The organism is Rathayibacter sp. VKM Ac-2927, assembly GCF_022815525.1.
GTDB lineage: Bacteria > Actinomycetota > Actinomycetes > Actinomycetales > Microbacteriaceae > Rathayibacter > Rathayibacter festucae.
In genome coordinates this window covers 319,778-333,320 of sequence record NZ_JALGRT010000001.1, presented here as the reverse complement: position 1 = coordinate 333,320, position 13,543 = coordinate 319,778, and the positions used below count along the sequence as shown (strand labels likewise).

Sequence of the window (13,543 nt, the reverse complement as noted above, 5' to 3'; positions counted from 1 at the left end):
GTGTCGCGGAGGTGAACAGCCGGTGCCCCGCGCGGACGCGGAGCACCGGCGGTCGGCCTAGTGCGCGACCATCGGCCGCGGGCCGTCCGTCTCGGCGGGGCGCTTCACGAAGAAGGCGGCGACGATCGCGGCGGTCGCGATCGAGGCTCCCCAGACGAACGCGGAGTGGATGCCGCCCGCCGTGGCGACGACTTCGTCGACGCCCTCGCGGGCGAGCGCGGCCGACTGCACCGAGAGCACCGTGACGAACAGCGCCGTGCCGGCCGCGCCGCCGAGCTGCTGGACCGTGCCGATGATCGCGCTGCCGTGCGAGTAGAGCGCGGGGCGCACCGAGCCGAGGCCCGCGGTGAACAGCGGAGTGAAGACCAGCGCGAGGCCGAGGCTCAGCACCACGTGCAGGGAGAGGATGAACCAGGAGACCGAGTTCTCGTCGAGCGTCGTGTAGCCCCAGAGCGCACCGGCCACGATGATCGAGCCGGGCACCAGCAGCACCCGCGGGCCGAAGCGGTCGTAGCCGCGGCCGACGAACGGCGCGAGCAGACCCATCAGCAGCCCGCCCGGCAGCAGCAGCAGACCGGTCTCGAGCGGGGTGAGGCCGAGCACGTTCTGCGTGTAGAGCGGGAGCAGGATCAGCGTGCCGAAGAGCGCCGACATGCTCACCGCCATCATCACGATGACCACGGTGAAGTTGCCCGAGGAGAAGGTGCGCAGGTCCAGCAGGGCGCGGTCGGTCTTCTGCAGCAGCAGCTGGCGGACGATGAAGGCGGCGAGCGCGACACCGGCGACGACGAAGGGCACCCAGGGAGCGACGATCGCCTCGCCGCCCTCGCCGAGGCTGCTCAGGCCGTAGACCAGGCCGCCGAAGCCGAAGACCGAGAGGACGACGGAGAGCGAGTCGATCGGGATCTTGCGCGGCTCGGTGACGTTCTCGACCTTGCGGAGGCCCAGGATCAGCGCGCCGACGGCGATCGGCAGCACGATCCAGAACATCCAGCGCCAGCTGAGGAAGTTGAGGATGACGCCCGAGATCGTCGGCCCGACGGCGGGTGCGACCGAGATGACGATGGAGATGTTGCCCATCATCCGGCCGCGGATCGCCGGCGGCACGAGGGTCATCACGGTGGTCATCAGCAGCGGCATCATGATCGCCGTGCCGCCGGCCTGCACGACGCGCGCGGCCAGCAGGACCTCGAAGGTCGGCGCGAGCGCGGCGCTGAGCGTGCCGAGGCTGAAGAGGGTCATCGCGGCGGCGAAGAGCGTGCGGGTGTGCAGCCGCTGGATCAGGTAGCCGGTGATCGGGATGACGACCGCCATCGTCAGCATGAACGCGGTGGACAGCCACTGGCCCACGTGAGCTTCGACACCGAAGTCGCGCATGAGGTCGGGCAGCGCCACGCTCATGATCGTCTCGTTGAGGATGACGACGAAGGCCGAGACCAGCAGCAGGCTGATCACCAGGCGGCTGCGCGGATCGAGGGCCGTCGAGGGCGTGTCGGCCGCGGCGGCGGGCCGCGTCTCGGGAAGGGTGCGCTCGGTCACTGGTGCGTCTCCGGTCGTGAAGGGGATCGTCGTGAGGGGGCGCATCGCCAGGGTGACGTCGATGCGACGGGTGGTACGAGACTCAGAACACTGCCAGGCGCCTCCGACATTCCCGATCGGCCGACATCCGTCGCACAACCGGCGTGTCGGCCGCGAGGCAAGCGGTGGCGCGACGGCGCACCGCCGCCGCCGTTCTGCATGCTGGTCGAGCAGCCCCGCAGGGGCCAGTCGCGACTGCATGCCGGTCGAGCAGCCCGCAGGGGCCTGCCGCGACTGCATGCTGGTCGAGCAGCCCCGCAGGGGTGTATCGCGATTGCATGCTGGTCGAGTAGCCCCGAAGGGGCGTATCGAGACCCACCGTCCCCAGCAGGGCAGGTCGACAGTCGTCTCGTCTGTCGCCGGTGGATCTCGATACGCCCGCTCTGCGGGCTACTCGATCAGCAGGACGCCCGCGCGATCGTCACTCGACGGGAACCGGATCCCCGATCAGGCACCGACCGGTGGCGAGTGGTGCGACGCTCGCCCCGAGGTATTTCGTGTCACCGTCCTCACCTGACGCCTTGTGCCGGTACTGACCCACGAAGCACGAGTCACCGACTTTCACCGCGACGAAGACCGCATCGGCCCGCTCCTCCGCTGTCGTGATATCGACGGTGATCTCTACATCAGCCCGAGCGAAGCCGCCAGCAATGAGGGCCAGGGCAAGATCCCGGCCGGTCGGATCGCCGATCGTCGCGACAGTGGCCCGATTGATCGAATTGAAGGTCTCGAGATTCAAGCTCGTTGCTTGGTTCGTCGTTGCAGCGTCTGAAGTGCCAATGGTTGTAGACGGGACAGGAGTCGGCTCCTTCCCACGGGGAGATGCAGTTGTGCACCCACTGAGGACGAAACACGCGGCAGCAATGACCGCAGTCGTCTGGGACGAGCGACTTCGGAACCGTGCCCGCGATTGCTCTACTTCGGGGCGGACTCTTTCAGGGCTGCGTTCTGGTTCAACCCTTCGAGGCGTCAATGAGGTACCCATATCCATCCACGAAGGGGCAGTTCTTGAGGATCTTCCAGCCCTCGGTCCGGTACGCCTTCACTTCTGCGCGGCACGCGGATGAAGTCGTGAAATATCTACCGCTGTATTGAATTGCACTGGCCGAATTCGGTGTAGCGGCAAGTAGCGCGGCACCGATCAGCCCCGCCATCGCGGTCAGGGATGTCCATTTAGTCAACTGGAGTCGCATCATCGTCCTTCCATTACGCGGGCATCGTCGCCCTTGTCTGCGGAAAACGATAGGTAGGATGCGGCACCGAGAATCGCGAATGGTCAGGAATGGCGGGGAATCGGCGCGCGACGTCGGCTCAGGGGCTCGGCACGGCTCGAGCTAACCTTTGAGCACCGCCGCGAACGCGTCCGCCGCCGCGTCCGCGTCCGCGGGCGTCGACTCCGCGCCGAAGCTGAACCGCACCGCCGTCTGGGCGACGGCCGGCTCGAGGCCGAGCGCCAGGAGCGTCGGCGACGGCTCGTCGCGGCCGGCCGCGCAGGCCGAGCCGCTGGACACCACGACGCCGCGCTCCTCCAGGGCGAGCAGGATCGACTCGCCGCTGCGTCCCGGCACGACGAACGACGCGATCGAGGGGAGCCGGTGCTCCGCCGCCCCGAGCGGCACGGCCCGCGGCACCTCCGCCGCCACCCGCGCCGCGAACGTGTCGCGCACCGCCGAGACGCGGGCGCCCCGCGCGGGATCCACGAGCTGCACCGCCGCCCCGAGTGCCACCGCGAACGCCACGTTCTCGGTCCCCGAGCGCCGCGCCCGCTCCTGACCGCCGCCGTGCACGAGCGGCTCGAACGGCACGCGACTGCGCAGCAGCAGTGCCCCCACGCCCTTCGGCGCCCCGAGCTTGTGCCCCGAGATCGACACCGCGTCCGCGCCGAGTCCGACCAGGTCGATCCACCCCGCCGCCTGCACCGCGTCCACGTGCAGCGGGATCCGGTGCGGCCGGCAGAGCGCCGCGATCGCCGGCACGTCCTGCAGCGTGCCGATCTCGTTGCTCGCCGCCAGCACCGAGACCAGCGCCGTGTCCGGCCGCAGCAGCGCGGCGAGCGCCACCGGATCGAGCCGCCCCTCGCCGTCCACCGGCGCGACCGACACCTCGAAGCCGTGCAGCCGCCGCAGATGGTCGGCGGACTCCACCGTCGCCTCGTGCTCGATCGCCGAGATCACGACGTGCCGGCCGCGTCCCGCGGCGAGACCGCCGAGCGCGATGCCCTTGACCGCCGTGTTGATCGACTCCGTCCCGCCCGAGGTGAAGAGGACCTCCGAGCCGCGCCCGCCGAGGAAGCGCGCCACGTGCCGCCGCGCCTCCTCCAGCGCGCGCGCCGCCGACGCGCCCAGCGCATGACTGCTCGACGGGTTGCCGTACTCACCGGTCAGGAACGGCCACATCGCCTCGAGCACCTCGCGGCGCACGGGCGAGGTCGCCGCGTGGTCGAGGTAGATCACGCGGCCTGAGCCTCGATCGCGATGTCGAGGCCGAGGTCGAGCGAGCGGACGCTGTGCGTGAGCGCTCCGACGGAGATCACGTCGACGCCGGCCTCGGCGATCGCGCGGACCGTGTCGAGGTTCACCCCGCCGCTGGCCTCGACAACGGCCCGGCCGCCGATCAGCGCGACGCCCTGCGCCAGCTGCTCGGGCGTGAAGTTGTCGAGCATGATCGTGTCGGCGCCGCCGGCGAGGGCCGCGCCGATCTGCTCCAGCCGGTCGACCTCGACCTCGATGTGCGTCGTGTGCGAGACGGCCGCGCGCGCGGCGAGCAGCGCCTCCGTCAGGTCGAGTCCGCGCTGAGCGAGGATCGCGAGGTGGTTGTCCTTCGCGAGGATCGCGTCCGAGAGCGAGAAGCGGTGGTTGTGCCCGCCGCCGCTGCGCACCGCGTGCCGCTCGAGGGCGCGCAGTCCCGGCGTGGTCTTCCGGGTGTCGACGATGCGCGCGCGCGTGCCCGCCACGGCCTCGACGTAGCGCGCGGTCAGCGTCGCGATGCCGCTCATCCGCTGCACGAGGTTGAGCGCCACGCGCTCGCCGCGCAGCACCCCGCCGGCGGGGCCGTCGATCCGCGCGAGGACGTCGCCGGCCGCGAAGACCGTCCCGTCCGCGGCGACGTCCTGCACGCGGATCCGCGAGTCGGCCTGCAGGAACGTGCCGAGCAGCACCGCGCCGCCGCTGAAGACGCCGGGCTCGCGGGCGACGAGGGCCGCGGAGGCCGTCGCGTCGGCGGGCAGGAGGGTGTCGGAGGTGAGGTCGCCCCAGGGGGCGTCCTCCTCCAGGGCCAGGGTGACGATGCGCTCGATGCTCTGACGGGTCAGCACGGGACGGCGACCTTTCTCGTACCGGCGACGCGGTAGGCGCTCGCCGAGGGGTGGGGGTGGTCGGTGCGGTGGTGGGCGCCGCGCGACTCGGCGCGGGCCAGGGCGGCGTCGATCAGGGCGAGACCGCAGGCGCGGAGGTTCGCGTCCTCCAGCGTCGCTCTCGACAGCGGCGCGGGGGAGCCGGCGGCGGCGAGAGAGGTCCGTGCCGTCTCGAGGCCCGCGGCGTCGCGCGAGAGTCCCGCGCCGGTCCAGAGCGTCTCCTGCAGCTGCGCGCGGTCGAGCGCGAGCGGCACGAGGGCGGAGAGCTCCGGCGCCTCGGACGAGGGCTCCGCAGGCGGTCCGTCGAGCGCCGCCGCGACCCGCCGCGCGAACACCACGCCCTCGAGCAGGCTGTTCGACGCCAGCCGATTCGCGCCGTGCACGCCGGTGCAGGCGACCTCGCCGACGGCGAAGAGCCCAGGGAGGCTGCTCCGCCCGTCGAGGTCGGTGGCGATCCCGCCCATCCAGTAGTGCGCGGCCGGCGTCACGGGGATGAGGTCGTCGGCGAGCGAGAGCCCGCCCGCGCGGCAGGCGGCGGAGATGGTGGGGAAGCGGTGCGCGAGCACGTCCGCGGGGATCGCCCGCGCGTCGAGGTGCACCGGCAGTCCGCCCTGGAGCAGCATCCGGTCGGCGATCGCACGGGCGACCACGTCGCGGGGCGCCAGCTCGGCGTCCGGGTGCACCCCGACCAGGAAGCGCTCACCCGCGGCGTCGCGCAGCACCGCGCCCTCGCCGCGGACCGCCTCCGAGACCAGGAACCCGCCGGCCAGCGCGAGCCAGGTGGGGTGGAACTGGTAGAACTCGAGGTCGGCCGTCTGGGCACCGGCCCGGAGCGCCGCGGCGAGCCCGTCGCCGGTCGCGACCGCGGGATTGGTGGTGTGCCGGTAGAGCTGCCCGGCGCCGCCGGTCGCGAGGACGACCGCGTCGGCGTCGATCCGCTCGACCCGTCCGTCCCGCAGCACGTCGACACCGGTCACGGCGGCGCCCGGGCGCACCAGGTCGACCAGCACCGTCTCCTCGAGCACCGTGACGGCGGCGGCGCGCACCGCGGCGACGAGCGCCTCCTCGATTGCGGAGCCGGTCGCGTCGCCGCCGGCGTGCAGGATCCGCGGCCGCGAGTGCGCTCCCTCCAGCCCGCGGGCGAGGTCGTCGCCGTCGCGGTCGAAGCCGACGCCCCACGCCTGCAGCGCAGCGACCGCCGCCGGCCCCTCGGCGCAGAGCACCTCGACGGCCGAGCGCGAGCAGAGCCCGGCGCCCGCGGTCAGGGTGTCCTCGACGTGCAGCGCGACGGAGTCTCCCGCCGCCGTGACGGCGGCGATCCCGCCCTGCGCGGCGCGGGTGCTCGACTCCGCGAGCGCGCCCTTGGTGACGAGGACGACCTCGTGCCGGCGCGAGGCCAGCAGGGCGACGACCAGGCCGGCGATCCCGCTGCCGACCACGACGACGCGGGCCATGTCAGACCCCTGCCACGGGAGCAGGAGCGGGAGCAGGAGTCACCGGACCGGCCGGCGGCACCGCGGCGAGCATCCGCTCGAGCGCCACGCGCGCCTGGTCCTGAACCGACTCGTCGACCGAGATCCGGTTGTGCACCGTCCCCGCGACGAGCCCCTCCAGCACCCAGGCGATGTACCCCGGGTGGATGCGGTACATCGTCGAGCACGGGCAGACCACGTCGTCGAGGCAGAAGATGGTGTGCTGCGGGTACTGCACTGCGAGGCGCTGCACCAGGTTGATCTCGGTGCCGATCGCGAAGGTGCTGCCCGCCGGCGCGGCCTGGATCGCCTTGACGATGTAGTCGGTCGAGCCGTACTCGTCCGCCGCGTCGACGACCGCCATCGGGCACTCCGGGTGCACGATCACGCGGACGTCCGGGTGCTGGAGCCGCGCGCGCTCGATCTGCGCGACGGTGAAGCGCTTGTGCACCGAGCAGAAGCCGTGCCAGAGGATGACCTGCGCGTCGAGCAGCGTCGCCTCGTCCGAGCCGCCGCCCGGCTTCCGCGGGTTCCACATCGGCATCCGCTCGAGCGGCACGCCCATCGCCTTCGCGGTGTTGCGGCCGAGGTGCTGGTCCGGGAAGAAGAGGACCCGCTGCCCGCGAGCGAACGCGTCCTCGAGCACGGTGGTCGCGTTCGACGAGGTGCAGACCACGCCGCCGTTCCGTCCGCAGAAGGCCTTCAGCGCCGCGGAGGAGTTCATGTAGGTCACCGGGATCAGCGGCACCCGGCCGTCGGCGTCCGGCTCGGTGCCGTAGAGCTCGGTCAGCTCGGCCCACGCGTCCTCGACCGAGTCGATGTCGGCCATGTCCGCCATCGAGCAGCCCGCGGCGAGGTTCGGCAGGATGACCGCCTGGTCCGGCCGGGAGAGGATGTCCGCCGTCTCGGCCATGAAGTGCACGCCGCAGAAGACGATCGCCTCGGCGTCGGGCCGGTTCGCCACCGCCTTCGCGAGCTGGAAGGAGTCGCCGACGAAGTCCGCGTACTGCACCACCTCGTCGCGCTGGTAGAAGTGACCGAGCACGACGACCCGCTCGCCCAGCGTCTCCTTCGCCGCGAGGATGCGGCGGTGCAGCTCGTCGGCGCTCGCCGCGGTGTACTCGTCCGGCAGCCGGCCCTGCACGGGCGACGCCGCGGGGATCGGGTCCGCCTGCGAGGCGCCGGGGCCGTAGGCCGGGAGGCCGAGGTCGAACGACCAGGGCGCGTCGGCGAGCTCGGGTGCGCAGGTCGCGCCGGGGGCGGCTCCCCGCTCGATGAGCTGGATGGTGCTGTCGACCGATGTCACGGTGTCTCCTCGATGGTGCGGTTCGGACGGCGGCGGCGGCCGGTGCGGGGCCGGCGGCGGCCTGGTGCGGGCGGCGGCCGGTGCTAGACCGGCAGGGGCCCGTTGTCGACGAGTGCCACGGACCCGTCGTAGCGGTACAGCCGGGGCGGGCGGTGACGGGTGCCCGTCAGCCGCTGCTCGGTCGGCACCACGGTCTTGGAGGCCTCGATCGTCCGGCGGAAGTTCGCCGGGTCGAGGGGCTTCTGCAGGACGGCCTCGTGCACCTCGCGCAGCTGGGCGAGCGTGAAGGTCTCGCCGAGGAAGGCCTGCGCGATCCGGGAGTACTCCATCTTGTTGCGCAGGCGCCAGAGGGCGTAGTCGACGATCAGCCTGTGATCGAAGGCCAGCTCGGGCAGCAGATCGGTGCAGAGCCAGGCGACGTTCTCGTCCACGATCGCTGCGTCGGCCTCGGAGGTGCGCACCAGGGCCCAGTAGACGATCGAGACCACGCGGCGCTCGCCGCGGGAGCGCTCGGTGCCGCCGACGGCGTACAGCTGCTCGAGGTAGCGCGGAGCGAGGCCCGTCGTCTCGCGGAGGGTGCGGCGCGCCGCCTCGGCGAGGTCCTCGTCGGGCCGGAGCGGACCGCCGGGCAGCGCCCAGAGCCCCCGGTAGGGATCGCGCAGCCGGCGGACGACGGGGATCCAGACGGCGGCGGCCCCGGTCTCCGGGTGCGGGCGCAGCGCGAAGATCACGGTCGACACCGCGAGCTGCGGCACTGCTGCCTCCACGAGCCCCTCCCTAAAGGTCACCCTGACCCTAACGACTCCCTGAAGCTTAGTGTCACCCCGACCCGAACACCACCCCGGCACCCGTCCTCCTCCCCGCCTCGAGATGCCACTTGTGCACGCGACACGCCGAGGAAAGCGTGCACAAGTGGCATATCGCGAGGGGGAGGGACAGCGCGCGCGCCCGCCCGCTAGGGTGAGCGGACAACCGAATACCGGGCCGCATACGCGACGCGGGAGAGCCGACTCCGGTCGGCACCGAAGGAGCAAGCCTCCCCGCCAATCTCTCAGGTCTTGTACCGCGTCGAACTGGCCACTCTGGAAAGCGATCCGCAGAGGATCCGCCGATGGTGAAAGCGATCGCCCCGCGAGGGGCGGCGTGAATCTCTCAGGCACCACGACAGAGGGGGAGTTCCCACGGCACTGCTGTGCCACGCATCACCGACCTGTGCGGGCGCGTGCGCAGCACTGCGACGAAATGGAGAACTCCCACATGTCCGAAGAAAACTCTGCCGACGAGAACACTGTCGAAGGCATCTCCGCTCAGACGGCCCCTGTCGAGTCCGGCGCCCCCGAGACCGGCGGCATCGAGATCGACTCGCCCGACGCCACCGCGCCGAGCACCGAGCCCCGCCGCTCGCCGCTGCACGACGTGCACATGGCCGCCGGCGCCTCCTTCACCGACTTCGCCGGCTGGTGGATGCCCGTCCGCTATTCCGGCGACCTCGCCGAGCACCACGCGGTCCGCACCGCGGCGGGCCTCTTCGACCTCTCCCACATGGGCGAGATCCTCGTCGTCGGACCCGAGGCGGTGGACGCCCTCGATTACGCGCTCGCGAGCGACCTCTCCGCCGTCGCCGTCGGCCGGGCGAAGTACACCCTCCTGCTCGACCGCACCGGCGGCGTGATCGACGACCTCGTCGTCTACCGCACCGGCGAGGACCGCTTCATGGTCGTCGCGAACGCGGCCAACCGTCACGTGGTCGCCGAGCAGCTGCGCGACCGCACCGCGATGTTCGAGTGCGAGCTCTACGACGAGAGCGACGATGTCGCCCTGATCGCGATCCAGGGCCCGCGCTCGCTGGAGATCCTGCAGAACGTGCAGGGCCTCGCGATCGAGGTCGACCGCGGCGAGGAGTCGGTGCTCGACACCGACGACGCCGCCCGCCTGCTCGAGGAGCTGCGCTACTACCGCGCCGTCCCCGCCACCTTCGAGGCGCACCCGATCCTGATCGCCCGCACCGGCTACACCGGCGAGGACGGCTTCGAGATCTACGTCGCCCCCGACACCGCCCCGGAGCTCTGGGAGGCGCTCGCCGAGACCGGCGCCGGCGCGGGCCTCGTCCCCGCCGGGCTCGCCGCGCGCGACACCCTCCGCCTCGAGGCGGGCATGCCGCTCTACGGCCACGAGCTCTCCCGCGACGTCTTCCCCGCGCAAGCCGGCCTCGGCCGCGTCGTCGCCCTCGGCAAGCCGATCGACTTCGTCGGCCGCGCGGCCAGCGAGGAGGGCCCCTCCGGCGACGCCCCCGTGCTGGTCGGCCTGATCGGCGAGGGCCGCCGCGCCGCCCGCGCCGAGTACAGCGTTCACGGCCCCGACGACGACGTCATCGGCGTCGTCACGAGCGGCGTCCTCTCGCCCACCCTCGGCGTGCCGATCGCGATGGCCTACGTCGCGCCGGCCTCCGCGCAGCCCGGCAGCGTCGTCTCCGTCGACATCCGCGGCAGCCGGCTCCCGATGACCGTCACCGAGCTCCCCTTCTACTCCAGAAAGAAGAACTGACCATGGCCGTTCCCACCGAGCTCCAGTACACCTCCGACCACGAGTGGATCCTGGTCGAGGGCGAGACCGCGACCGTCGGCATCACCGCCTACGCCGCCGACAAGCTCGGCGACGTCGTCTTCGTCGAGCTGCCCGAGGCGGGCACGCGGGTCGAGGGCGGCTCCGTCGTCGGCGAGATCGAGTCGACCAAGTCGGTCGGCGAGCTGTTCGCACCTGTCGACGGCGAGGTCCTCGAGACCAACGCCGCGGTCGTCGACAGCCCCGAGCTGGTCAACGCCGACCCCTTCGGCGACGGCTGGCTGATCAAGGTGCGCTTCGACGCGCTGCCGGACGGCCTGCTCGACGCCGCCGCCTACGACGAGCTGGTGGGCGAGTAGATGGCGGCCCGCACCCCCGGAGAGTTCGAGTCCCGCCACATCGGGACCGACGCCGACGCCCAGCGCACCATGCTCGCCGCCCTCGGCTACGACTCCGTCGACGCGCTGGTCGAGGCCGCCGTCCCCGAGTCGATCCACGTCCGCGACCTCGCGCCCGTCCTCCCCGCGCCGGCCACCGAGGCCGAGGCGCTGGCCGAGCTGCGCGCCCTCGCTGCGCGCAACACCCTCCGCCGCCCGCTGATCGGCCTCGGCTACCACGGCACGCTCACCCCGGCCGTGATCAAGCGCAACGTCCTCGAGAACCCGAGCTGGTACACGGCCTACACGCCGTACCAGCCCGAGATCTCCCAGGGCCGGCTCGAGGCGCTGATCAACTTCCAGACGATGGTCGCCGACCTCACCGGTCTCGACACCGCCGGCGCCTCGATGCTCGACGAGGGCACCGCCGTCGTCGAGGCGATGCTGCTCGCCCGCCGCGCCTCGAAGGCGAAGACCGACGTCTTCGTCGTCGACTCCGACGCGCTGCCGCAGACCCTCGCGCTGCTGCGCGGCCGGGCGGAGGCGGTGGGCATCCGCATCGTCGAGCTGCCGCTCTCGCGCACCGACGCGGACGACGTGCCCGAGTCCTTCGGCGCCCTCGTCCAGTACCCGGGTGCCTCCGGTCACCTCTGGGACCCGTCCGCCGTCCTCGGCGCGGTCAAGGCGCACGGCGGTCTCGCGATCGTGGCGGCCGACCTCCTCGCACTCACTCTCGTCCGCTCGCCGGGCGAGCTCGGTGCCGACGTCGCCGTGGGCACCACCCAGCGCTTCGGCGTCCCGATGGGCTTCGGCGGGCCGCACGCCGGCTACCTCGCCGTCCGCAAGGGCCTCGAGCGCCAGCTCCCCGGACGCCTCGTCGGCGTCAGCCAGGACGCGGCCGGCAACCCCGCCTACCGGCTCTCGCTGCAGGCGCGCGAGCAGCACATCCGCCGCGAGAAGGCGACCTCGAACATCTGCACCGCGCAGGTCCTCCTCGCCGTGATGGCCGCGATGTACGCGGTCTACCACGGTCCGGACGGCCTCGCCCGGATCGCCGAGCAGGTGCACTCCCGTGCCGCGCTGCTGGCGCGGCTCCTGCTCGACCGCGGACACGCGCTCCGGCACGCCGACTTCTTCGACACCGTCGCGGTCGTCGTCCCGCAGGGTGCGGAGGCGGCCGTCGCCCGCGCCCGCAAGGCCGGCTTCGACCTGCGCCTCGTCGACGCGGACACCGTCGCGGTCGCCCTCGACGAGACGGTGACCCCGGAGGAGGTCGTGGCGGTCGCCGTCGCGATCGGCGACCTCGACGCCCGGCACGGCGTCCTCGCCGGCGCCGCGCGCAGCATCCCCGGCGCGCTGGAGCGGACCACTCCGTTCCTGGTGCACCCCGTCTTCAACACGCACCGCAGCGAGACCTCGATGATGCGCTACCTCAAGCGCCTCGCCGACGCCGACTACGCGCTGGACCGCGGCATGATCCCCCTGGGCTCCTGCACGATGAAGCTCAACGCTGCCGCTGAGATGGAGGCGGTCAGCTGGCCCGAGTTCGCCGGCCTGCACCCCTTCGCGCCCGAGGCCGACGTCGAGGGCTCGCTCGCCCTGGTCGACCAGCTCGAGCGCTGGCTCGCGCACCTCACCGGCTACGACTCCGTCTCCCTGCAGCCGAACGCCGGCTCGCAGGGCGAGCTCGCCGGGCTCCTCGCGATCCGCGGCTACCACCGCTCGCGCGGCGACGAGGCGCGCACCGTCTGCCTCATCCCTTCGAGCGCCCACGGGACGAACGCGGCCAGCGCGGTCCTCGCCGGCATGCGCGTCGTGGTCGTCGCCTGCGACGAGCTCGGCAACGTCGACCTCGACGACCTCCGCGCGAAGATCGCCGAGCACGCCGAGGGCCTCGCCGCCCTGATGATCACCTACCCGTCCACCCACGGCGTCTACGAGCACGAGGTCGCCGAGATCTGCCGGCTCGTGCACGAGGCCGGCGGCCAGGTCTACGTCGACGGCGCGAACCTCAACGCGCTGCTCGGCTTCGCCCGCTTCGGCGACTTCGGCGGCGACGTCTCGCACCTCAACCTGCACAAGACGTTCTGCATCCCGCACGGCGGCGGCGGCCCCGGCGTCGGCCCCGTCGCCGCGAAGGCGCACCTCGCGCCGTTCCTGCCGGGCCACCCGCTCGCGCAGCGGCTCGAGCACTCCGTCGGCCAGCACGGCGAGACCGTCGTCCACGGCGGTGCTCCCGTCTCGGCGGCCCCGTACGGCAGCCCCGGCATCCTGCCGATCTCCTGGGCCTACGCCCGGATGATGGGCGAGGAGGGACTGCGCGCCGCCACCGGCGCGGCGGTCCTCTCGGCCAACTACGTCGCCGCCCGCCTCCGCGAGCATTTCCCGGTGCTCTACACCGGCGGCAGCGGCCTCGTCGCGCACGAGTGCATCCTCGACATCCGCCCGCTCACCGCGGCCACCGGAGTGACCGTGGACGACGTCGCCAAGCGCCTCGTCGACTACGGCTTCCACGCGCCGACGATGAGCTTCCCCGTCGCGGGCACTCTGATGGTCGAGCCGACCGAGAGCGAGGACCTCGCCGAGATCGACCGCTTCATCGACGCGATGATCGGCATCAAAGCCGAGGCCGACCGCGTCGGCGCGGGGGAGTGGCCGGTGGACGACAACCCGTTGCGCAACGCCCCGCACACCGCGGAGTGCCTTGTCGACGCCGAGTGGTCGCACCCGTACAGCCGCGAGGAGGCCGTCTACCCGGTCCGCTCGCTGGTGCGCGGCAAGTACTGGCCTCCGGTCCGCCGCGTCGACCAGGCCTACGGCGACCGCAACCTCGTCTGCGCCTGCCCGCCGATCGAGGCCTTCGCCTGATCCGCGCCTGACGCGCGCCGACGATCCG

At 72.4% G+C, this 13,543-nt stretch carries 11 protein-coding genes and 1 riboswitch; of the genes, 3 read left to right on the top strand and 8 right to left on the bottom strand.

Annotation, left to right across the window (positions count from 1 at the left end):
• Nucleotides 1-57: 57 nt before the first annotated feature.
• The 8 genes from MT353_RS01545 to MT353_RS01510 all read right to left on the bottom strand — a co-directional run bounded on the left by MT353_RS01545 (nucleotide 58) and on the right by MT353_RS01510 (nucleotide 8,475).
• A complete protein-coding gene (locus tag MT353_RS01545; RefSeq protein WP_374204678.1) occupies nucleotides 58-1,584 on the bottom strand; it encodes a DHA2 family efflux MFS transporter permease subunit in 1,527 nt (508 codons plus the stop codon).
• A 415-nt stretch (nucleotides 1,585-1,999) separates the two neighbouring features.
• Nucleotides 2,000-2,317 (bottom strand): hypothetical protein, encoded by a 318-nt coding sequence (locus tag MT353_RS01540; RefSeq protein WP_243598913.1) that lies wholly within the window; start codon nucleotides 2,315-2,317, stop codon nucleotides 2,000-2,002.
• Between the two features lie 214 nt (nucleotides 2,318-2,531).
• Nucleotides 2,532-2,774, bottom strand: a complete 243-nt coding sequence (locus MT353_RS01535; RefSeq protein WP_243623446.1) for a hypothetical protein — start codon at nucleotides 2,772-2,774, stop codon at nucleotides 2,532-2,534.
• Nucleotides 2,775-2,912: 138 nt separating this feature from the next.
• Nucleotides 2,913-4,031: a cysteine desulfurase family protein gene (locus MT353_RS01530; protein ID WP_243615427.1), complete on the bottom strand. Its 1,119-nt coding sequence runs from the start codon at nucleotides 4,029-4,031 to the stop codon at nucleotides 2,913-2,915.
• Complete coding sequence (gene nadC, locus MT353_RS01525) at nucleotides 4,028-4,891, bottom strand: carboxylating nicotinate-nucleotide diphosphorylase (RefSeq protein WP_243615428.1); 864 nt, start codon at nucleotides 4,889-4,891, stop codon at nucleotides 4,028-4,030. The genes MT353_RS01530 and nadC overlap by 4 nt, the downstream gene beginning before the upstream one ends.
• The gene (gene nadB, locus MT353_RS01520; protein WP_243598916.1) at nucleotides 4,885-6,384 is read right to left on the bottom strand and encodes an L-aspartate oxidase; all 1,500 of its coding nucleotides are present in this window, start codon (nucleotides 6,382-6,384) and stop codon (nucleotides 4,885-4,887) included. Before nadB ends, nadC begins: the two co-directional genes overlap by 7 nt.
• A 1-nt stretch (nucleotide 6,385) precedes the next feature.
• On the bottom strand, nucleotides 6,386-7,708 hold the full coding sequence (nadA, locus tag MT353_RS01515; protein ID WP_243615429.1) for a quinolinate synthase NadA: 1,323 nt from the start codon (nucleotides 7,706-7,708) through the stop codon (nucleotides 6,386-6,388).
• Nucleotides 7,709-7,791: 83 nt separating this feature from the next.
• The gene (locus MT353_RS01510; protein WP_243623445.1) at nucleotides 7,792-8,475 is read right to left on the bottom strand and encodes an NUDIX domain-containing protein; all 684 of its coding nucleotides are present in this window, start codon (nucleotides 8,473-8,475) and stop codon (nucleotides 7,792-7,794) included.
• Nucleotides 8,476-8,696: 221 nt separating this feature from the next.
• Nucleotides 8,697-8,784: riboswitch (glycine riboswitch) on the top strand.
• Nucleotides 8,785-9,130: 346 nt separating this feature from the next.
• On the opposite strand from MT353_RS01510, the gene gcvT reads away from it, so the two are divergent.
• From gcvT to gcvP, 3 genes are read left to right on the top strand one after another with little or no spacing between them, the layout of a single operon-like run.
• Nucleotides 9,131-10,252: a glycine cleavage system aminomethyltransferase GcvT gene (gcvT, locus tag MT353_RS01505; RefSeq protein WP_243615634.1), complete on the top strand. Its 1,122-nt coding sequence runs from the start codon at nucleotides 9,131-9,133 to the stop codon at nucleotides 10,250-10,252.
• A gap of 2 nt (nucleotides 10,253-10,254) precedes the next feature.
• A complete protein-coding gene (gene gcvH / locus MT353_RS01500; protein ID WP_243598919.1) occupies nucleotides 10,255-10,629 on the top strand; it encodes a glycine cleavage system protein GcvH in 375 nt (124 codons plus the stop codon).
• Nucleotides 10,630-13,515, top strand: coding sequence for an aminomethyl-transferring glycine dehydrogenase (gcvP, locus tag MT353_RS01495; RefSeq protein WP_243623444.1), 2,886 nt, complete (start codon nucleotides 10,630-10,632; stop codon nucleotides 13,513-13,515). It begins immediately after the preceding gene.
• Nucleotides 13,516-13,543: the final 28 nt, after the last annotated feature.